The sequence below is a fragment of the Streptomyces sp. NPDC042346 genome, assembly GCF_055581845.1.
Map to the genome: position 1 here is coordinate 263,851 of NZ_JBVJEH010000010.1, position 19,667 is coordinate 283,517.

General features: G+C 72.0%; 17 protein-coding genes. 7 read left to right on the plus strand and 10 right to left on the minus strand.

Going from position 1 to position 19,667, the window contains the following annotated elements; all coding sequences use genetic code 11:
- Positions 1–31 precede the first annotated feature (31 nt).
- From ACZ6K0_RS33015 to ACZ6K0_RS33035, 5 genes are all read left to right on the plus strand, one after another.
- A complete protein-coding gene (locus ACZ6K0_RS33015; protein WP_376403298.1) occupies positions 32–718 on the plus strand; it encodes a response regulator transcription factor in 687 nt (228 codons plus the stop codon).
- A 121-nt stretch (positions 719–839) separates the two neighbouring features.
- Positions 840–1,886, plus strand: a complete 1,047-nt coding sequence (gene galT / locus ACZ6K0_RS33020; RefSeq protein WP_469233325.1) for a galactose-1-phosphate uridylyltransferase — start codon at positions 840–842, stop codon at positions 1,884–1,886.
- Entirely contained in the window at positions 1,883–2,881 is a 999-nt protein-coding gene (gene galE / locus ACZ6K0_RS33025; RefSeq protein ID WP_376402645.1) for a UDP-glucose 4-epimerase GalE, read from the plus strand. Before galT ends, galE begins: the two co-directional genes overlap by 4 nt.
- Positions 2,878–4,026 (plus strand): galactokinase, encoded by a 1,149-nt coding sequence (gene galK, locus ACZ6K0_RS33030; RefSeq protein ID WP_376402643.1) that lies wholly within the window; start codon positions 2,878–2,880, stop codon positions 4,024–4,026. The genes galE and galK overlap by 4 nt, the downstream gene beginning before the upstream one ends.
- A gap of 241 nt (positions 4,027–4,267) precedes the next feature.
- Positions 4,268–5,074, plus strand: coding sequence for a LuxR C-terminal-related transcriptional regulator (locus ACZ6K0_RS33035; protein ID WP_469233328.1), 807 nt, complete (start codon positions 4,268–4,270; stop codon positions 5,072–5,074).
- Here the strand turns inward: ACZ6K0_RS33035 and ACZ6K0_RS33040 are convergent.
- A complete protein-coding gene (locus tag ACZ6K0_RS33040; protein ID WP_024754861.1) occupies positions 5,033–5,530 on the minus strand; it encodes a MarR family winged helix-turn-helix transcriptional regulator in 498 nt (165 codons plus the stop codon). The two genes, ACZ6K0_RS33035 and ACZ6K0_RS33040, sit on opposite strands and share 42 nt — an antisense overlap.
- A gap of 163 nt (positions 5,531–5,693) precedes the next feature.
- Here ACZ6K0_RS33040 and ACZ6K0_RS33045 point away from each other — a divergent pair, with 163 nt between their 5' ends.
- Positions 5,694–6,527: a trans-aconitate 2-methyltransferase gene (locus ACZ6K0_RS33045; RefSeq protein WP_376402635.1), complete on the plus strand. Its 834-nt coding sequence runs from the start codon at positions 5,694–5,696 to the stop codon at positions 6,525–6,527.
- Between the two features lie 75 nt (positions 6,528–6,602).
- Here ACZ6K0_RS33045 and ACZ6K0_RS33050 read toward each other — a convergent pair whose 3' ends face one another.
- The 4 genes from ACZ6K0_RS33050 to ACZ6K0_RS33065 form a co-directional block, all read right to left on the minus strand.
- Entirely contained in the window at positions 6,603–8,324 is a 1,722-nt protein-coding gene (locus ACZ6K0_RS33050; protein ID WP_469233330.1) for an FG-GAP-like repeat-containing protein, read from the minus strand.
- 52 nt (positions 8,325–8,376) lie between these two features.
- Positions 8,377–10,077, minus strand: a complete 1,701-nt coding sequence (locus ACZ6K0_RS33055) for an FG-GAP-like repeat-containing protein (RefSeq protein ID WP_469233332.1) — start codon at positions 10,075–10,077, stop codon at positions 8,377–8,379.
- Between the two features lie 256 nt (positions 10,078–10,333).
- A complete protein-coding gene (locus ACZ6K0_RS33060) occupies positions 10,334–11,047 on the minus strand; it encodes a TetR/AcrR family transcriptional regulator (protein WP_469233334.1) in 714 nt (237 codons plus the stop codon).
- Positions 11,044–12,036, minus strand: a complete 993-nt coding sequence (locus tag ACZ6K0_RS33065) for an acyl-CoA desaturase (RefSeq protein ID WP_469233336.1) — start codon at positions 12,034–12,036, stop codon at positions 11,044–11,046. The genes ACZ6K0_RS33060 and ACZ6K0_RS33065 overlap by 4 nt, the downstream gene beginning before the upstream one ends.
- A gap of 237 nt (positions 12,037–12,273) precedes the next feature.
- On the opposite strand from ACZ6K0_RS33065, the gene ppc reads away from it, so the two are divergent.
- Positions 12,274–15,003, plus strand: a complete 2,730-nt coding sequence (gene ppc, locus ACZ6K0_RS33070; RefSeq protein ID WP_376402623.1) for a phosphoenolpyruvate carboxylase — start codon at positions 12,274–12,276, stop codon at positions 15,001–15,003.
- Positions 15,004–15,085: 82 nt separating this feature from the next.
- Here the strand turns inward: ppc and ACZ6K0_RS33075 are convergent, their stop codons facing one another.
- From ACZ6K0_RS33075 to ACZ6K0_RS33095, 5 genes are all read right to left on the minus strand, one after another.
- Positions 15,086–15,907 (minus strand): LPXTG cell wall anchor domain-containing protein, encoded by an 822-nt coding sequence (locus ACZ6K0_RS33075; RefSeq protein ID WP_469233338.1) that lies wholly within the window; start codon positions 15,905–15,907, stop codon positions 15,086–15,088.
- Positions 15,908–16,031: 124 nt separating this feature from the next.
- On the minus strand, positions 16,032–16,475 hold the full coding sequence (locus tag ACZ6K0_RS33080) for a hypothetical protein (protein WP_469233340.1): 444 nt from the start codon (positions 16,473–16,475) through the stop codon (positions 16,032–16,034).
- Positions 16,476–16,517: 42 nt separating this feature from the next.
- A complete protein-coding gene (gene pth / locus ACZ6K0_RS33085; protein ID WP_376402615.1) occupies positions 16,518–17,114 on the minus strand; it encodes an aminoacyl-tRNA hydrolase in 597 nt (198 codons plus the stop codon).
- 126 nt (positions 17,115–17,240) lie between these two features.
- Positions 17,241–17,828, minus strand: a complete 588-nt coding sequence (locus tag ACZ6K0_RS33090; RefSeq protein WP_376402612.1) for a 50S ribosomal protein L25/general stress protein Ctc — start codon at positions 17,826–17,828, stop codon at positions 17,241–17,243.
- 201 nt (positions 17,829–18,029) lie between these two features.
- Positions 18,030–19,652, minus strand: a complete 1,623-nt coding sequence (locus ACZ6K0_RS33095; RefSeq protein ID WP_376402609.1) for a penicillin-binding transpeptidase domain-containing protein — start codon at positions 19,650–19,652, stop codon at positions 18,030–18,032.
- Between the last annotated feature and the right edge of the window lie 15 nt (positions 19,653–19,667).

The window sequence follows — 19,667 nt, forward strand, 5'->3', positions numbered from 1 at the left end:
CGGCGGGCCCGGAGGATGGGGGATGACCGGGATGGGCGTACGCCTCGTGGTGGTCGACGACCACCGACTGCTCGCCGAGGCGCTGGCCTCGGCGCTGAAGCTGCGCGGGCACCGGGTGCTCGCGGCGGCGGCGCCGGTGGCGGGTGCGGCGGAGCTCGTGGTGAGCAGGGCGCCGGAGGTGTGCCTGCTGGGCACCGCGGCCCCCGCCGAACCGGGCGCCTTCGACGTGGTCGTCCGGATCAAGCGGGAGCGGCCGCAGGTGGCCGTGGTGGTGCTCGGTCCCGTGCCGTCGCCGCGCGGGATCGCGGCGGCCTTCGCGGCCGGGGCCTCGGGGTACGTCCGGCACGACGAGCGCATCGAGGGCGTGGAGCGCGCGCTCGTGAAGGTCCGGGCGGGGGAGACGGCGGTGGCGCCGCAGCTGTTGCAGGCGGCCTTCGCGGAGCTGCTCAACCCGGCGGTGCGGCAGGACGACGAGGGGCAGCGGCTGCTGCGGCTGCTCACGCAGCGGGAGGTGGAGGTCCTCGTCCGGGTTGCGGAGGGGGAGGACACCCGGCTGATCGCGGCGGGGATGCGGATCGCGCCGAGCACGGCGCGGACGCATGTGCAGCGGGTCCTGATGAAGCTGGGCGTGGGCTCGCGCCTGGAGGCGGCGGCGCTCGCGGCGCGCACGGGGCTCCTCGACCGGGCGGTGCCGACGCAGCGCGGCACGTTCTCGTAATCCTTCGGTCAGATGTCCGTCCGTCCGTGTGAGCGGGCGGTGGAGCTTCGCCATTGACGGTGATGTTTGAATGTGATTCTTTGTGCGTGGTTCTGTTTGATCCCGCCCGGAGGGCACCCCCGTGAAGAAGACCGTCACCACGCTCGCCGACGGGCGCGAGCTCATCTACTACGACTCGCGCGACGACGCCGTCCGCGACGCCGTCGACCCGCGCCCCCTCACCCCCGTCGTCTCCCGCTCCGAGATCCGGTACGACGAGCTCACCGGCGACCCCGTCGCCGTCGCCTCGCACCGGCAGGCCCGCACCTACCAGCCGCCGGCCGACGCCTGCCCCCTCTGCCCCGGCGGCCGGGACGGCCACGAGAGCGAGATCCCCGTCGCGGACTACGAGGTGGTGGTCTTCGAGAACCGCTTCCCGTCCCTCTCCGGCGGCGTCGGCCGCTGCGAGGTCGTCTGCTTCACCGACGAGCACACCGCCTCCTTCGCCGGCCTCACCGAGGAGCGGGCCCGGCTCGTCCTCGACGCCTGGACCGACCGGACCGCCGCACTCTCCGCGCTGCCCGGCGTCGAGCAGGTCTACTGCTTCGAGAACCGCGGCCAGGAGATCGGCGTCACCCTGCCCCACTCGCACGGCCAGATCTACGCCTTCCCGTACGTCACGCCCCGCACGGCCCGGATGCGGAGCCGCCTCGACGAGCACCGCGCCGCGACCGGACGGAACCTCTTCGACGACGTCGTCGCCCGGGAGCGGGCCGACGCCGAGCGCGTGGTCCTGGAGACCGCGCACTGGATCGCCTTCGTGCCGTACGCCGCCCACTGGCCGTACGAGGTCCACCTGTACCCCAAGCGCCGGGTGCCCGACCTGCTCGCCCTCGACGAGGCCGCCCGCACAGAGTTCGCACAGGTCTACCTGGAACTCTTGAGGCGCTTCGACCGGCTCTTCGGCCCGGACGAGCCGCCGACGCCCTACATCGCCGCCTGGCACCAGGCGCCCTTCACGGACGAGCGGCGCGAGGACTTCGGACTGCACCTGGAGCTTTTCACCGTCCGACGGGCCTCTGGCAAGCTGAAGTTCCTCGCGGGCACCGAGTCCGGCATGGGCGCGTTCATGAACGACGTACGGCCGGAGGACGCGGCCCGACGCATCCGAGAGGTGGCCACCGCATGACCACGACCGCGAAGAAGTACCTGGTGACGGGAGGGGCCGGGTACGTGGGCAGCGTCGTCGCCGCCCACCTCCTGGAGCGGGGCCACCGGGTCACCGTCCTCGACGACCTCTCCACCGGCTTCGCCGAAGGCGTCCCGGACGGCGCCGAGTTCATCGAGGGCCGCATCCAGGACGCCGCACGGTGGCTGGACTCCGGTTACGACGGCGTCCTGCACTTCGCCGCCTTCTCGCAGGTCGGCGAGTCCGTCGCCAAGCCCGAGAAGTACTGGGAGAACAACGTCGGCGGCACCATGGCCCTCCTCGCCGCCATGCGCGCGGCCGGGGTGCGCCGGCTCGTCTTCTCCTCCACCGCCGCGACCTACGGCGAGCCGGAGTCCGTGCCGATCACCGAGTCCGCGCCGACCGCGCCCACCAGCCCGTACGGCGCGAGCAAGCTGGCCGTCGACCACATGATCGGCGGGGAGTGCGCCGCGCACGGCCTGGCCGCCGTCTCGCTGCGCTACTTCAACGTGGCCGGGGCGTACGGCTCGCTCGGCGAGCGCCACGCGCCCGAGTCGCACCTGATCCCGCTCGTCCTCCAGGTCGCCCTGGGCGAGCGCGAGGCCATCTCCGTGTACGGCGAGGACTACCCGACCCCGGACGGCACCTGCGTCCGCGACTACATCCACGTCGCCGACCTCGCCGAGGCCCACGTCCTCGCCCTCGACGCGATGACGGCGGACACCGTGCCGGCGGGGGAGCACCTGGTCTGCAACCTCGGCAACGGCAACGGCTTCTCCGTCCGCGAGGTCGTCGAGACCGTACGGAAGGTCACCGGCCACCCGATCCCGGAGATCACCGCCGCCCGCCGCCCCGGCGACCCGGCCGCCCTGGTCGCCTCCGCCGAGGCCGCCCGCGAGCGGCTCGGCTGGACGCCGTCCCGCCCGGACCTGGCAGACGTGGTCGCCGACGCCTGGGCCTTCGCACGCCTTCGCGCCGAGGGGGTCCGGCCATGACGTCGACGAGTGTCGCCGCCGGCTTCGAGGCGCTGTACGGCGCCGCCCCCGACGGGGTGTGGGCCGCCCCCGGGCGGGTCAACCTCATCGGTGAGTACACCGACTTCAACGACGGCTTCGTGCTGCCGCTCGCGCTGCCGCACACCGCCGTCGCCGCCGTCTCCCGCCGCGACGACGGAATCCTGCGCCTGCACTCCGCCGACATCGACGGCGGGATCGTGCAGCTGGAGACCGACGCCCTGGAGCCGCTCTCCGGCGGCGGCTGGGCGGCCTACCCGGCCGGTGTCGTCTGGGCGCTGCGGGAGGCCGGCCACCCGGTGACGGGGGCCGACATCCACCTCGCCTCGACCGTCCCGACGGGCGCGGGGCTCTCCTCCTCGGCGGCCCTGGAGGTCGTCACCGCGCTCGCCCTGAACGACCTCTTCGGCCTCGGGCTCTCCCGGCCCGACATCGCGCGGCTCGCCCAGCGCGCGGAGAACGCCTTCGTCGGCGTCCCCTGCGGGGTCATGGACCAGATGGCCTCCGCGTGCGCCGAGGAGGGCCATGCCCTCCATCTGGACACCCGTGACCTCTCGTACCGTCAGGTCCCCTTCGACCTGGCGGGCGAGGGGCTCCGGCTGCTCGTCGTCGACACCCGCGTGAAGCACGCGCTCGGGGACGGCGCGTACGCGGAGCGGCGCGCCGGTTGTGAAGCGGGTGCGCGGGCGCTCGGCGTGCGGGCCCTGCGCGACGTGAGCGCCGCGCACCTACCCGAATCCCTCGCACTCCTGAGCGACGAGACGGTTCTGCGCTATGTCCGGCACGTCGTCACGGACAACGCCCGGGTCGAGCGCGTGATCGCGCTGCTCGACGCCGGGGACACCCGGGCCGTCGGCCCGGTCCTCACCGAGGGCCACGCCTCCCTCCGGGACGATCTGCGGGTCTCCTGCCCCGAGCTGGACCTCGTGGTCGAGGCGGCGAACGCGGCCGGGGCGCTCGGCGCCCGTATGACCGGCGGCGGCTTCGGCGGCTCGGCCGTCGTCCTGGTCGAGACCGACCGGGCGGAGGCGGTCACCGCCGCCGTCGGGAAGGCCTTCGCCGAGGCCGGGTACGCGGCCCCCGGGGTCTTCCCCGCCGTGCCCGCGGAGGGCGCGCGCAGGATCTGAACCCGGTCAACCGTACGTACGACTTCGGACAGTTCCGCCAAACGGCCCCCGCCGCGACGCCCCGCCCCTAACCTGAGGGGCAGCGCCGGTGGGGGCCGGTGCTGTTCAGGGGTCGAGACCTGCCGGGTACGGCGCCACAAGCGGGGGTAACAGTCAACGCACGGCGGCGGCCGCGCGACCGGCGGACCCGCCTCCGGCGCCGTGCCCGCGCCGGTCCGTTCCTCGACACTTGGGGGTGTCCGTGGCACGTATCCGGGTCCTGGTGGTGGACGACCACCGCATCTTCGCCGAGTCGCTGGCCGCCGCTCTCGCGGCGGAGCCCGACGTCGACGTCTCCGCCGCGGGCAGCGGCCCGGCCGCCTTGCGCTGCCTGGACCGCGCGATCGCGGAGGGGCGGCGCTTCGACGTGCTGCTCGTCGACGCCGAGTTGGGAGCGGGGACCACCGGGACCGCGGCGGGCGCCGCGGCGGCGCGCGCGGTGCCGGACCAGGCGGAGCCCGCCGTCGACGGGATCTCCCTGGTCGCGGGGGTGCGCAGGGCCCAGCCCGCCGTCCGTACCGTCGTCCTCGCCGAGAAGGACGACCCGCGCAGGGCGGCGCTCGCGCTCCAGGCCGGGGCCTCCGGGTGGGTGGCGAAGGACTGCTCGCTCCAGCGCCTCCTGGCGGTGGTGCGCGGGGTGCTGCGGGACGAGACGCATCTGCCGCCCGCGCTGCTCACGGGCGTCCTGCGGGAGCTGACGGCGGCCCGCAAGCACCGGACGGACAGCGAGCGGCTCGTGGAGGCGCTGACCCCGCGCGAGCGGGAGGTGCTGCGCTGCATGGTCGCGGGCCTGGGCCGCAAGGCGGTCGCCGAGCGGCTCTTCCTCTCCCCGCACACCGTCCGTACGCACATGCAGAACGTGCTGGGGAAGCTGGGCGTCCACTCGACCCTCGCGGCGGTGGCGCTGGCCCGCCGCGCGGGCGTCGGCCCGGCGGCGCTGGAAGCGGACGGACCGCCCGCGCAGGCGCTAGCCGGGGACGTTGTCGAACGGGGCGGTCAGCCGGCGTAGCAGCGCGGCCAGTTCGCCGCGCTGGGCGCGGGAGAGCTGCGCGAGGATGGCGCGCTCCTGGGCGAGGAGCCCGGCGAGCGCCTCGTCGGCGCGGTCGCGGCCCTCGGGGGTGAGCCGGACGAGGACTCCGCGCCGGTCGCTGGGGTCGGGGAGCCGCTCGACCAGGCCCTTCTTGGTGAGCCGGTCGATGCGGTTGGTCATGGTGCCGGAGGTGACCAGAGTCTGCGTCAGGAGCTGGCCGGGGGAGAGCTGGTAGGGAGCGCCGGCCCGGCGGAGCGAGGTGAGGACGTCGAACTCCCAGGGCTCCAGCTGGTGCTCGGAGAAGGCGAGCCGACGGGCGCGGTCGAGGTGCCGGGCGAGCCGCGAGACGCGGCTGAGCACCTCGAGCGGTTCCACGTCGAGGTCGGGGCGCTCGCGGCGCCATGCTGCGACCAGTCGGTCGACCTCGTCCTCCATGACGATCAGTGTAGAGGGTCTGTTGACATAAAGTCTCTTGTGTTCGAGTTTCTCGATCTCAAGAATCTTGATTACGAGATATATTTCCCCGGAGTGTGGGGAAGAGACCGGGCCGGAACACCGTTCCGCTTCGGCAACTCGTTCCAGCAAGGGGGCTTCGAACATGCATTCCGTGGAATCCGCCGCGCCAACCTGGGATCCGCAGCAGTACCTCCGCCACTCCGGCCACCGCACCCGTCCCTTCCTCGACCTGCTCGCCCGAATACCGCGCCTGCCGGCCCAGGGCCGGCCCGCCCGCATCGCCGACCTCGGCTGCGGCCCGGGAAACGTGACGGCGCTCCTCGCCGACCACTGGGCCGACGCCCACATCACCGGCTTCGACCTCTCACCCGACATGCTGGAGCGCGCCGAGAAGGACTGGTCCGGCACCACCCGGGGCGGCGGCTGGCTCGACTTCCGGCCCGCCGACGCCGCGCACTGGACGCCCGACGAGCCGTACGACCTGATCGTCTCCAACGCGGCCCTCCAGTGGGTGCCGAACCACCCCGAGTCCTTCGCCGCGTGGATCGACGGGCTCCGCCCCGGCGGCACCCTCGCCTTCCAGGTCCCCGGCAACTTCACCGCGCCCAGCCACGCCCTCATCGGCGAGCTCTGCGACACCCCCGAGTGGCGGGACCGCCTCGGCGACCAGGGCCGCCGCTTCGTCCACATCCTCGACGCGGCCGAGTACCTCACCCGGCTCAGCGACCTCGGCTGCGAGACCGAGGTCTGGGAGACGACCTACTGCCGGCTCCTCCAGGGCGAGGACCCCGTCCTCGACTGGGTGATGGGCACGGCGCTGCGGCCCGTCCTCACGACCCTGGGCGACGACCACGAGGCGATCGACGCGTTCGTCGCGCAGTACCGCACCCGCCTCCGCCAGGCCTACCCGCCGGGCCCGCACGGCACGGTCTTCCCGTTCCGCCGCGTCTTCGCCGTCGCGCACAAGCCGGCGTGAGCGCCTCGACGCACGGACGCTTAAGCACGGGCGCCCCGCACCGGAGAACCGGTGCGGGGCGCCCGTGAGCGTTTTCTAGTACAGGTCGGCGTAGGTCTGGAAGCCGTGGCCGATGTTCACCCGGGGGGTGAGCGTGGCCTTGCCCGTACCCAGGTAGCGGTACAGGTCGCCCGCCGCGTTCACCGCGACCAGGTCGGCCTTGCCGTCGCCGCTCAGGTCGCCCGGCACCGCCAGCTTGTTGTACGTGCCCCAGCCGCCGCCGAGGCTCACGCGCCCGGCGAACGGGGTGGTCTTGGAGCCCGTGCCCTTGTACAGCCACAGGGTGCCGGCGCCGTCGCGGGCCAGCAGGTCCGTACGGCCGTCGCCCGAGAAGTCGCCCCCGCCGAGGATGCGGTTGTAGGCGCTCCAGCCGTCACCGACGCGGATACGGGGGCCCACGGCCGTGCCCTTGCCGTTGCCGGGGTACAGGTAGAGCACGCCTGAGGCGTCCCGGGCGACGAGGTCGCCCTTGCCGTCGCCGGTCAGGTCGCCGGGGCCGACGATCCGGTTGTAGATCTGCCAGCCGCCGCCGAGGTCGACGTTGCCGTTGCTGTACAGGTGACCCTGGTAGACCTCCAGGATGTCGGCGAGCGAGCCCGGGTCCAGCGCGGAGACGTACGCGATGCTCGCGCCGGCCCAGCCGCCGGTCGTGCTCACCTGCTGGCGCGCGGCGAGCTTGCCGGTGTTCTGGCTCCGGTACTCGAAGAGCGTCCCGGCCTTGTCCCGGCCGTAGAACGCGTTCTTGCCGACGGCGGCGGGGATGCTGCCCGCCCCGGCGAACTGGTCCACGTTGTTCCAGCTGCCGGAGAGCTTCGCCGGCGCCGAGAACGTGCCGTTGCCGTGACCGCTGTAGGCCCAGAGCGCACCGGCCTGGTCCCGGGCGAGCAGGTCGGCCTTGCCGTCGCCGTTGCGGTCGTCGGGGGCGATGATCTGGTTGTACGTGTTCCAGCCCTGGCCGAGCAGCTTGGGGGCCTTGAAGGGCGCGGCGTAGTTGCCGGTGGAGGCGTAGAAGTACAGCCGGCCGTCCGTGGCCCGGGCCACGACGTCGCCGCGGCCGTCGCCGCTGTTGTCGCCGACGCCCACGAGCTGGTCGTAGACGCCCCAGCCGGAGCCGACCTTCGTGCGGCCCGCGAACGGCGCCGTCGTCACGCCGGTCGACCGGTAGTAGTAGAGCTCGCCGTTGTACTGGCGGGCCATCAGGTCCGCCCTGCCGTCACCGTCGACGTCGCCGGGCGAGAACACCTTGTTGTAGATGTTCCAGCCGTTGCCCGACCAGGCGAGCGCGCCGGAGGTCGCGGTGGCGTCCTTGTACAGCCGGAGCACGCCGTCCTCGGCGAGCGAGAGCAGCTCGGGCTTGCCCGTGCCGTTCTGGTCGCCGAGCGGAACGAGGTCGAGGTCCACGGGCGAGCCCGCGGTCTCGAACACGGTGGTCGTCGCCGCCGGCTTGCTCGGCGCGACGTACGTCCAGCTGTTCCACTTGCGGTGGATCAGATCGGTCTTGCCGTCGCCGTCCACGTCGAAACGGGACGGCACGACGGCCGTCGCCGCGGCGGCACGGGCCGTGCCCGACTCCACCGCCGGCTGCGTCATGTCCAGCTTCGGCGTCGAGGTGTCGCCGCGCTGCGGCTGCTCCAGGACGGGCCGGGGGCCGGACTCGGCCACGGCCGGCGAGGCGAGGAGCATGCCGGCGGAGAGGGCGAGCGCGGTGCAGGTGGTCACACGGCGGGCGCGGGTACGCCCGAGGAATGCGGAACGCAAAGGTCTCCCTGGGAAGGTGGAATCAGGAGAAGGGGAAAGAGGCCCGGGGGCGTCAGGACATCGAGTTGTAGATGCCGTAGCCGTTGCCGATCTTGGAACGGCCGGCGAACTTGCCCGGGGTGGTGTTCAGGTACCGGTAGAGGTCACCGGCCGAGGTCACACCGAGGATGTCGGCCTTGCCGTCGGCGTTCAGGTCGCCGGGGGCGGTGAGGTGCTTGTACGTGTTCCAGCCGAGGCCGACGCTGATGCGCGTCGTGAAGGGCGTGTTGGCGTTGCCGCTGCCCGGGTAGAGGAACAGCTCGCCGCCCGTGGTGCGGGCCAGCAGGTCCGCCCGGCCGTCGCCGGTGTAGTCGCCCGCGCCGAGGAGCTTGTTGAAGCCGCCCCAGCCGCCGCCGACCCGGATCCGGGTCGCGAAGGCGTCGCCCTTGCCGTTGCCGCGGTACAGGTAGAGGACGCCGGAGCGGTCGCGGGCGAGCAGGTCGGCCTTGCCGTCGCCGCTCAGGTCACCGGGGCCGACGAGGGCGTTGTAGACGCCCCAGCCGCTGCCGATGGGGCTGTAGTCGATCCAGAGGCTGCCGTCGCTCCAGACGTCGGCGATGTCGGAGTAGCTGTCCGAGTTGAACGAGGACGTGTTCGTGAAGCTGCTGTCCGCGTACTCGCCCGGGTCGCTCACGTCACCGGCCGCGATCAGCTTGCCGGTCGTGTCGGCGAAGTACCCCTTGAGCGTGCCGGCGCCGGTCCGCCCGACGAGGGTGTCCTTGCCCGTGTACGGGTTGCCGCCGCCGCCGGAGAACTGGACGATGCCGAGGCCGTCGCCCGGGTTGCCGAGCTGCTGGCGCCCGGCGAGGGTGCCGTTGGAGCTGGTGACGTAGGTGTAGAAGGTGCCGTCGTTGGTCCGGGCGAGGAGAACGCCCTGGCCGAAGTTGGTGATCTGGTTGTACGCGCCCCAGCCGCCGCCGATCAGCTTCTTGCCGGCGAACGGAGCGGCCGTGCTGCCCGTGCCGGAGTAGAAGAAGAGGCTGCCGGAGCGGTCGCGGCCGTACAGGTCGGCGCGGCCGTCGCCGGTCACGTCGCCGGCGCCGACGAGCTGGTCGTAGGCGTTCCAGCCGCCGCCGACGCTGATCCGGCCGCCGAGCGGACGGTCCAGGTCGCCGGTGGCCAGGTACAGGTAGAGCCGGCCGTCCTTGGCACGGGCGACCACGTCGGCGCGACCGTCGTTGTTCACGTCACCGGGCGACACGATCTTGTTGTAGACCTGCCAGCCGCCGCCCACCGTGCTCTCGTACGGCGTGCCGGTCGGGCCGACGTCGGTGTACAGCTTCAGCGTGCCGTTCTCGGAGAGGACGAGCACCTCGGGCTCGGCCGTGTCGCCGCCCTGGTTGCCGATCGGGATGATCTCCGTCGCGACGTCCTCGAAGCGGAAGAGATCGAAGAACTCCTCCTCCGCCAGCGGCGCGGTCGAGTAGAGCTCGCCGTCGATGGCACGGTAGATGAGGTCGTCGGCGCCGTCGCCGTCCAGGTCGGAGAGCGGCAGCGAGGACGCGGTCCCGGCGGCGGCCACGCCCGCGCGGGTCGTGCCCTGCTTCGGGTGCGTCAGCTGAGGCGGCGCGAAGGAACGCTCCACCTGCTTGGCCGCCGGCGTCGGCGCCGGCTCGTCCGCCGAAGCAGGGCCCGCCAGGATCATGCCGGCGGAGAGGGCGAGTGCGGTGCAGGCGGCGATGCGGCCCGCGCGCTTGGAGTTACGGAAACGCAAGGAGATCCCCCCCAGGGATCAGAGGTTCGACTGAACCGGGTTGGGGGGCTCGAGCAGCGTCGAACGGTGTCAGCGCAGGCCAAGCGCCTGTTCAGGCGAGCACGCGGAGACGGCCTCGCCCGACGGTCGGAACACCCCCCTGGATGTTGAAATGGATTCTACCCACGGGGGGATGTCGCGCCAGAGCTTTACTGAACGCATTCGAAATCAGACCGTCCGGTCCGCCTGTTCGGCGGGATGTACCCGGACGATCCGGTCAGTTCTTGCGATGCCCTATCAACCGCGGCTTCTGCTCCAGACCGTCAAGTCCGTGCCACGCCAGGTTCACCAGGTGCGCCGCGACCTCCGCCTTGTCCGGCTTCCGTACGTCCAGCCACCACTGGCCCGTCAGCGCCACACTGCCCACCAGCGCCTGCGCGTACAGCGGGGCCAGCTTCGGGTCGAAGCCGCGGTTCTTGAACTCCATCCCGAGGATGTCCTCGACCTGCGTGGCGATGTCGCTGATCAGCGAGGCGAACGTGCCCGTCGACTGCGCCACCGGCGAATCCCGCACCAGGATCCGGAAACCGTCCGTGTAGTTCTCGATGTAGTCGAGCAGCGCGAACGCCGCCTGCTCCAGGAGCTCCCGCGGATGGCCCGCGGTCAGCGCGCCCGTCACCCCGTCCAGGAGCTGCCGCATCTCCCGGTCGACGACGACCGCGTACAGCCCCTCCTTGCCGCCGAAGTGCTCGTACACCACCGGCTTGGAGACCCCGGCCTTCGCCGCGATCTCCTCCACCGACGTGCCCTCGAAGCCCTTCTCGGCGAACAGCGTGCGGCCGATGTCGAGGAGCTGCTCCCGGCGCTCCGCGCCCGTCATCCGCACCCGGCGGCCACGCCGGGGCTTCTGCTCGCCACCGCTACTGCCGCCGGCACTGTCGGTGCCGCCGGTGCCACTGGTACTGCCGTCGATCGCCACGTCTTCCATCATGCCGCTTCTGCGGACGGGTTCTGCCGCCGGGCTTCGAGGCGTTCCTTCGCCGGCCAGCGCACGTCCGACGCCCAGCCCGCCAGCTCGAACCAGCGGATCAGCCGCGCGCTGGAGTCGACCTGGCCGCGCAGCACCCCGTGCCGGGCCGAGGTCGGGTCCGCGTGGTGCAGGTTGTGCCAGGACTCGCCGCAGGACAGCACCGCCAGCCACCACACGTTGCCCGAGCGGTCACGCGACTTGAAGGGACGCTTGCCCACCGCGTGGCAGATCGAGTTGATCGACCAGGTCACGTGGTGCAGCAGCGCCACCCGGACCAGCGAGCCCCAGAAGAACGCGGTGAACGCGCCCCACCACGACATCGTCACCAGACCGCCCACCAGCGGCGGGATCGCCAGCGACAGGATCGTGAAGGAGAGGAACTGGCGCGAGATCGCCCGGATCGCCGGGTCCTTGATCAGATCGGGGGCGTACTTGTGCTGCGGCGTCCGCTCCTCGTCGAACATCCAGCCGATGTGCGCCCACCACAGGCCCTTCATCAGGGCCGGGACCGTCTCCCCGAAGCGCCACGGCGAGTGCGGGTCGCCCTCCGCGTCCGAGAACTTGTGGTGCTTGCGGTGGTCCGCCACCCAGCGCACGAGCGGACCCTCCACGGCCAGCGAGCCCATGACCGCCAGCGCGATCCGCAGCGGCCGCTTCGCCTTGAAGGAACCGTGCGTGAAGTAGCGGTGGAAACCGATCGTGATCCCGTGGCAGCCGATGTAGTACATCGCCACCATCAGCCCGAGATCCAGCCAGCTCACCCCCCAGCCCCAGGCCAGCGGCACCGCCGCGAGCAGCGCCACGAACGGCACGGTGATGAACAGCGCCAGGGCGATCTGCTCGGCCGATCCCTTGCTGTCACCGCCCAGCGTGGCGGAGGGCAGGGCCGTGGCGCCGACGGGCGCCTCGGGTGCCTCGGGCGCCGAGGTCACCTCGGGGCTAGTGGTCATGGGTGTCCCCTGGGGATGAGGGTGAGGGTGAAAGAGCGGAAAACCAGGCCGTGGCTACGCTTCCGTAACCTACGGCGTCGTAAGTATGGCAGCGCCGTGACGCGCGGCAAGAGGGCACGAGAGGGGCGTTGGCCATGCCGCCCCGGCGGACACCTATCCTGGGTGCGTCGGACAGCGCGGTCCGCAAGCCTCCAGTACCCCTCCAGACGTGCTCAAACACTGCAAGGAGCCGCACCTGTGAGCAGTGCCGACCAGACCCCCACCGCCAGCACCGAGCTGCGAGCCGACATCCGCCGACTGGGCGATCTCCTCGGCGAGACCCTCGTCCGCCAGGAAGGCCACGAGCTCCTCGACCTCGTCGAGAAGGTCCGCCGCCTCACCCGCGAGGACGGCGAGGCCGCCGCCGAGCTGCTCCAGGGCGTCGAGCTGGAGACCGCAGCCAAGCTGGTGCGCGCCTTCTCCACCTACTTCCACCTGGCGAACGTCACCGAGCAGGTCCACCGCGGCCGCGAGATGCGCGAGAAGCGCGCCGCCGAGGGCGGCCTCCTCGCCCGCACCGCCGACATGCTCAAGGACGGCGACCCCGAGCACGTCCGCGAGACGGTCAAGAACCTCAACGTGCGCCCCGTCTTCACCGCGCACCCCACCGAGGCCGCCCGCCGCTCCGTACTCAACAAGCTGCGCCGGATCGCCGCCCTCCTGGAGACCCCGGTCATCGAGGCCGACCGGCGCCGCCACGACCTGCGACTCGCCGAGAACATCGACCTCATCTGGCAGACCGACGAGCTCCGGGTCGTCCGCCCCGAGCCCGCCGACGAGGCGCGCAACGCCATCTACTACCTCGACGAGCTGCACGCCAACGCCGTCGGCGACGTCCTGGAGGACCTCGCCGCCGAGCTGGAGCGCGTCGGCGTCGAACTGCCCGCCGGGACGCGCCCGCTGACCTTCGGCACCTGGATCGGCGGCGACCGCGACGGCAACCCCAACGTCACCCCGCAGGTGACCTGGGACGTCCTGATCCTCCAGCACGAGCACGGCATCACCGACGCCCTCGAACTCGTCGACTACCTGCGCGGACTGCTCTCCAACTCCATCCGCTACACCGGAGCCACCCAGGAACTCCTGGACTCCCTCCAGCGCGACCTGGAGCTCCTCCCGGAGATCAGCCCCCGCTACAAGCGCCTCAACGCCGAGGAGCCGTACCGCCTCAAGGCGACCTGCATCCGGCAGAAGCTCGTCAACACCCGCGAGCGCCTCGCCACCGGCACCCCGCACCAGGACGGCCGCGACTACCTCGGCACCGCCGAGCTGATCCACGACCTCACCCTGATCCAGACCTCGCTGCGCGAGCACCGCGGCGGCCTCTTCGCCGACGGCCGGATGGACCGCACCATCCGCACCCTCTCGGCCTTCGGCCTCCAGCTCGCCACCATGGACGTCCGCGAGCACGCCGACGCGCACCACCACGCCCTCGGCCAGCTCTTCGACCGCCTCGGCGAGGAGTCCTGGCGGTACGCGGACATGCCCCGCGACTACCGGCAGAAGCTGCTCGCCAAGGAGCTGCGCTCGCGCCGCCCGCTCGCCCCGACCCCGGCCCCGCTGGACGCCGCGGGCGAGAAGACCCTCGGCGTCTTCCACACCATCAAGCAGGCCTTCGAGCGCTTCGGCCCCGAGGTCATCGAGTCGTACATCATCTCGATGTGCCAGGGCGCCGACGACGTCTTCGCCGCGGCCGTCCTCGCCCGCGAGGCCGGCCTGATCGACCTGCACGCCGGCTGGGCCAAGATCGGCATCGTGCCGCTCCTGGAGACCACCGACGAGCTCAAGGCCGCCGACGTCATCCTCAACGACATGCTGGCCGACCCCTCCTACCGGCGCCTCGTCTCGCTCCGCGGCGACGTCCAGGAGGTCATGCTCGGCTACTCGGACTCGTCGAAGTTCGGCGGCATCACCACCAGCCAGTGGGAGATCCACCGCGCTCAGCGTCGCCTCCGCGACGTCGCCCACCGCTACGGCGTGCGCCTGCGCCTCTTCCACGGCCGCGGCGGCACCGTCGGCCGCGGCGGCGGCCCCTCGCACACCGCGATCCTCGCGCAGCCCTGGGGCACCCTGGAGGGCGAGATCAAGGTGACCGAGCAGGGCGAGGTCATCTCCGACAAGTACCTGATCCCGTCCCTGGCGCGGGAGAACCTGGAACTGACGGTGGCCGCCACCCTCCAGGCCTCCGCGCTGCACACCTCCCCGCGCCAGTCCGACGAGGCCCTCGCCCGCTGGGACGCGGCCATGGACACCGTCTCGGACGCCGCGCACACCGCGTACCGCAAGCTCGTCGAGGACCCGGACCTGCCCTCGTACTTCTTCGCGGCCACCCCGGTCGACCAGCTCGCCGACCTCCACCTGGGCTCCCGCCCGTCGCGCCGCCCCGACTCGGGTGCCGGTCTCGACGGACTGCGCGCCATCCCGTGGGTCTTCGGCTGGACGCAGTCCCGGCAGATCGTCCCCGGCTGGTTCGGCGTCGGCTCGGGCCTCAAGGCCCTGCGCGAGGCCGGTCTCGACGCGGTCCTCGGCGAGATGTACGGGAACTGGCACTTCTTCCGGAACTTCCTCGCCAACGTCGAGATGACGCTCGCGAAGACGGACCTGCGGATCGCCCGCCACTACGTCGACACCCTGGTCCCCGACGAGCTGAAGCACGTGTTCGACACCATCGAGGCCGAGCACGCGCTGACGGTCGCCGAGGTCCTCAAGGTCACCGGCGGCGAGACGCTGCTCGACTCCAACCCGGTCCTCCAGCAGACCTTCGCCATCCGCGACGCCTACCTGGACCCGATCTCCTACCTCCAGGTCGCCCTCCTCGCCCGCCAGCGCGCGGACGCCGAGCGCGGCGCGGACCCGGACCCGCTGCTCGCACGGGCCCTGCTCCTCACGGTGAACGGTGTCGCGGCGGGCCTGCGCAACACCGGCTGATCCACCCCCTGCTCATGACGGTGCCCCCGTCGGAATCCTCGGACTCCGGCGGGGGCACCGTCATGTACGGGCTACGTGTACGTCAGTGCTGCTGCGCCTTGCGGCGACGGCTCACCAGGAACGCGCCGGCACCCGCGAGGGCCACGGCGACGGCGGCGAGGACGCCGACGGGGGCGCTGGAACCGGTCTCGGCGAGGTTGCCCTCACCCGTGGAGCCGGTGGAGCCCGCCGAGCCCGTGGAGCCGGTCGAACCCTCGGTGCCACCGGTGCCGGCGGTCTCGCCGGCCGGGGTGGTCACGGACGGGGTCGCGGAAGGAGCGGGGGACTCGGTGCCGCCGGGCGTCGTCTCGGACGGGGCCGGGGACTCGGTGCCCGGGGTCTCCGTACCGGGGGTCTCCGTGCCCGGAGTCTCGGTGCCGGGCGTCTCCGTGCCGGGGGTCTCCGTACCGGGAGTCTCCGTACCAGGCGTCTCCGTGCCGGGCGTCTCGTCCGGGCAGTCGACCTTGAAGACCTTGTGCTTGGCCTTGCCGTGCTCGCCCTCGAAGTTCCAGAACAGCTTGTACTGGCCGTCGGCGAGGGTCAGGTCCTCGGTGCGGCCGTGGCCCTCGGCGTCGAGGGTGATGGAGCCGTCCTCGACCTCGGCGCCCTTCTCCTGGTCGTTGTTCGCCCAGGCCTCGATGTGCCAGGTCGCCTTCTGCTCGGCGTCGAAGTGGAAGGCGTCGAGGTAGAAGGTGCAGACCTTCGGCTCGTTGGCCTTGATCTCCTCGCCGGTCTTCGCGTCGTGGATCTTGACCGTGCCGTTGTCGCCCTTGGGGCCTTCCGAAGCGGAGGCGGCGGGGGCCAGCACGAGGGAGCCTGCCATGGCCGCGACAAGCGCGGCGGAGGATATGAGGGTACGTCGCATGTGCAGTCGTCCATCTCGGAGATGAGGATGCCGTGGGGGGCAGCGGACGCAGCCTAGCTGTCGCTTTAAGTCAGCCTTAACCCAGAGGTCCATAACGATCGCGCCATGAATCGACGGAATCCGGTCAGATCGTGAGGAACGCCGCCACCAGCAGCGCCCCGCCCACCCCCGCGAGCGACCACGCCGTCCGCGTCATCCGCAGCCCGCCGCCGATCACCGGCGCCGCGAGCAGCAGCGCACCGCCCAGCGGCAGCCACGCGTGCAGACCGCCGCCCCACCCCGTCCGTACGCCCTCGTCCGTGCCCGGCTTCACCACCACCGGGATCGTCACGCCCTTCTCCGCCGCGATCGAGGCCTCGATCGTCAGCGTCCGCCGCGTCGACGCCGGGTCCTCGGAGGCGTACGTACCGCTGCACGTCTCCTCCGTGCAGCCGGTCACCGTCAGCGTCCCGTGCTCACGGCCCTTGGCGAGCAGGACGTGCTGGGCCGAGTCCCACGACGCCCACGCACCCCCGACGACGAGGAGCAGGGTGACCAGGGCCATGGCGGCGTTACGGACGTGCGTCATGACCCGCGATCGTACAGTCGTACGTTCCGGGCGCCAGGGACCCTACGAGTTGTACGCGGACTGGGCCCGCTCCAGGCCCTCCGCGACCAGGCACTCCACCGAGTCCGCCGCCCGGTCCACGAACCAGTCGAGGTCCTTGCGCTCCGTCGACGAGAAGTCCTTCAGGACGAAGTCCGCGACCTGCATCCGGCCCGGCGGACGCCCGATCCCGCACCGCACCCGGTGGTACTCGGGACCCATCGCCTTCGTCATCGACTTCAGACCGTTGTGCCCGTTGTCGCCGCCGCCGATCTTCAGCCGCAGCACCGCGTAGTCGATGTCCAGCTCGTCGTGGATCGCCACGATGTTCGCCGTCGGCACCTTGTAGAAGTCGCGCAGCGCCGTCACCGGACCGCCCGACAGGTTCATGTACGACATCGGCTTCGCGAGGACCACCCGGCGGCTCGAAGGCCCGGGGGGACCCATGCGGCCCTCGACGACCTGCGCCTGGGCCTTCTGCGCCCGCTTGAACGAACCGCGGATCCGCTCGGCCAGCAGGTCCACGACCATGAAGCCGATGTTGTGGCGGTTGGCCGCGTACTCGGGCCCCGGGTTGCCGAGGCCGACGATCAGCCAGGGGGCGTTGGCGTCGTCCGTCATGTGCGTCAGGTCTCCTCGTATGCGTATCCGTACGCGTATCCGTACGCGCGTCCGTGCGGGGGCAAGAGAAACGGGGTGACGGGCCGTACGGCCCGTCACCCCGTCACGTCAGGCAGAGCCTACGGCTCAGGCCTCGGCACCCTCGGTGGCCTCGGCCTCGGCCGACGGCTCCTCGGCCTGCGCGGCCAGGACCTGGAGGACGACGGCGTCGGCGTCGGTCACCAGGGTGGAGCCCTTCGGGAGGGTGATGTCCTTGGCGAGGACGGAGGCGCCGGCCTCCAGGCCCTCCACGGAGACCGTGACGGACTCGGGGAGGTGGGTGGCCTCGGCCTCGACGGAGAGGGTGTTGAGCACGTGCTCCAGCAGGTTGCCACCGGCGGCGAGCTCGCCCTCGGCCTGCACGGGGATCTCGACGGTGACCTTCTCGCCGCGCTTCACGAGGATGAGGTCGACGTGCACGAGCGAGCCCTTGATGGCGTCACGCTGGACGGCCTTCGGGATCGCCAGCTCGTTGGCGCCGTTGATGTCCAGGGAGAGCAGGACGTTCGGCGTACGCAGCGCCAGACCGAGCTCGTGGGCCGGGAGGGAGATGTGGACCGGGTCCGTGCCGTGGCCGTAGAGGACCGTGGGGACCAGGGAGGCGCGGCGCAGCTGGCGCGAGGCGCCCTTGCCGAACTCCGAGCGGACGGTGGCGGCGAGCTTGACCTCGGACATGTTGCACTCCTCGTAGATGGTGACGAAACAAGTGGTCACCCGGCCACGACTGGCGATGGCCTGCTACGAAGAGCGCGTCGATAACGGACCGCCGTGACCCTGTACATCCGTACGGGTACGGCCTCCCTCGCCGAGCAACTACGGCAGTCTACCCGCCGCCGCCGGACCGCCCAAATGGATCAACCGACACCCCGCCGGCCGTCAGCCCGCCGCGCCACCCCCGGCCAGCTCCGCCAGCAGGTCGCGGAGGACCGGACCCGCCGACCCCGAACCGCTCTCCGCCCCCTCCACCACGCACGCCACCGCGATCTCGCCGTCGTACGCGACCAGCCAGCCGTTGTTGTTCCCGTCCTCCGTCACCTCGGCCGTTCCCGTCTTCGCCCCCACCTCGCCGGGCACCCCAGCCAGCACCTTCGCCGACCCGTCCGTCACCGTGTCCCGCATCAGCGACCGCAACTGCTTCACCACCGCCCCCGGCAGCGGCTTCGTCGCCACCGCCGGCTGCTCCGCCCCCTTCACCAGCAGCGGCTGGTGGAACGTCCCCGACACCGCCGTTGCCGTCACCGACGCCATCGCCAGCGGATTCGTCCGCAGCCGCCCCTGCCCGAACAGCGCCGCCGCCTTCTCCGTCTCACTCGCCGGCACCGGCACCTCGGCGTCCACCGAGCCCACACCCGTCTTCCACTCCGGACCGATCCCGAAGTACTCCTTCGCGAACACGGTCATCTCGTCGTTCGCGAGACGCCCCCGCAGCGCCACGAACGCCGTGTTGCACGAATGGATGAAGTCCTCACGGAACGAGGCACCCGGGATCTCCGAGGTCTCCACGTTGTGGAACTGCTTGCCGACCGTCAGGTACTTCGGACAGTCCACGCGTGTCTCCGGCGTCACCGCCCCCTTCGCGAGCAGCGCCGCACTCGTGACCACCTTCCACGTCGATCCCGGCGCGTACGTGCCCTGGAAAGCCCGGTTGAAGCCGCCCGCCGGCCCGTTCGCCACCGCGACCACCTCGCCGCTGTCGATCCGCACCGCGACCAGACCCGCGTTCCGCCCGTCGAGATGCCGGGCCAGCGCCTTCTCCGCCGCCGCCTGCGTCCGCGCGTCGATCGTCGTCCGCAGCGGACCGCCGCCCTCCCCGGGATCCGGCCCGAACCGCACCGCCGTCGCCCGCGTCTCGCCCGTGATCCGGTCCACGACCTGCACCTCGCCCCGCGGCTTCCCGCCACCGAGACCCAGCACCGACACCAGCGAAGGATGCTCCGCCGCCGAGATCGCCTTCCCGTCCCGGTCCACCGCCGCCAGTTCCGCCGACTCCTCCTCCACCAGCTTGAACCGCTGCTTGTCGTTGAGCTGCGGATGGATCAGCGGCAACTCCCACCGCACCCGCCATCCCGCGTCCGTACGCGCCACCGCGAGCTCGGAGCCGTACGACCACGTCCCCAGCTCCGCCACCGGCATCCGCGCCCGGTACGGGACCCGGGCAGCGGCACCCGCCGCACCGTCCACACGGGCCGCGCCCGCCGTCAGGACCGGCTTCGCGATCTCCAGACCCGCCGTGAAGTTCCGCAACGTCTCCTCGGCCTTCGCCGGCGAGTCCGTCAACCGCGCCGCGGCGGCCAGATCCCCCGCCGCCCAGCTGCTCAGGAACGCCCGCGCCGTCCGCACCGCCTCGGGATCCGCCGTCCTCGGCGCTTCCGCACCCTTCAACGGGCCGTACGCGACCGCCCACCCGGCGGCCCCCGCCACCAGCACGCCCGTCACCACCACCGCCGGCCACCGGCGCCGCCGCCTCGCCCGCCCCACCCCTGCCCGATGTGTCGTCATACCGGCAGGGAAACA

Excerpts from the sequence above, each read along its gene's own strand:
- galE (WP_376402645.1), top strand. The coding sequence starts at position 1,883 with ATGACCACGACCGCGAAGAAGTACCTGGTGACGGGAGGGGCCGGGTAC.
- ACZ6K0_RS33065 (WP_469233336.1), bottom strand. The coding sequence starts at position 12,036 with ATGACCACTAGCCCCGAGGTGACCTCGGCGCCCGAGGCACCCGAGGCG.
- pth (WP_376402615.1), bottom strand. The coding sequence starts at position 17,114 with ATGACGGACGACGCCAACGCCCCCTGGCTGATCGTCGGCCTCGGCAAC.
- ACZ6K0_RS33095 (WP_376402609.1), bottom strand. The coding sequence starts at position 19,652 with ATGACGACACATCGGGCAGGGGTGGGGCGGGCGAGGCGGCGGCGCCGG.
- ACZ6K0_RS33015 (WP_376403298.1), top strand. The coding sequence starts at position 32 with ATGGGCGTACGCCTCGTGGTGGTCGACGACCACCGACTGCTCGCCGAG.
- ACZ6K0_RS33090 (WP_376402612.1), bottom strand. The coding sequence starts at position 17,828 with ATGTCCGAGGTCAAGCTCGCCGCCACCGTCCGCTCGGAGTTCGGCAAG.
- ACZ6K0_RS33080 (WP_469233340.1), bottom strand. The coding sequence starts at position 16,475 with ATGACGCACGTCCGTAACGCCGCCATGGCCCTGGTCACCCTGCTCCTC.
- ACZ6K0_RS33075 (WP_469233338.1), bottom strand. The coding sequence starts at position 15,907 with ATGCGACGTACCCTCATATCCTCCGCCGCGCTTGTCGCGGCCATGGCA.
- ACZ6K0_RS33060 (WP_469233334.1), bottom strand. The coding sequence starts at position 11,047 with ATGATGGAAGACGTGGCGATCGACGGCAGTACCAGTGGCACCGGCGGC.
- galK (WP_376402643.1), top strand. The coding sequence starts at position 2,878 with ATGACGTCGACGAGTGTCGCCGCCGGCTTCGAGGCGCTGTACGGCGCC.
- ACZ6K0_RS33045 (WP_376402635.1), top strand. The coding sequence starts at position 5,694 with ATGCATTCCGTGGAATCCGCCGCGCCAACCTGGGATCCGCAGCAGTAC.
- ACZ6K0_RS33040 (WP_024754861.1), bottom strand. The coding sequence starts at position 5,530 with ATGGAGGACGAGGTCGACCGACTGGTCGCAGCATGGCGCCGCGAGCGC.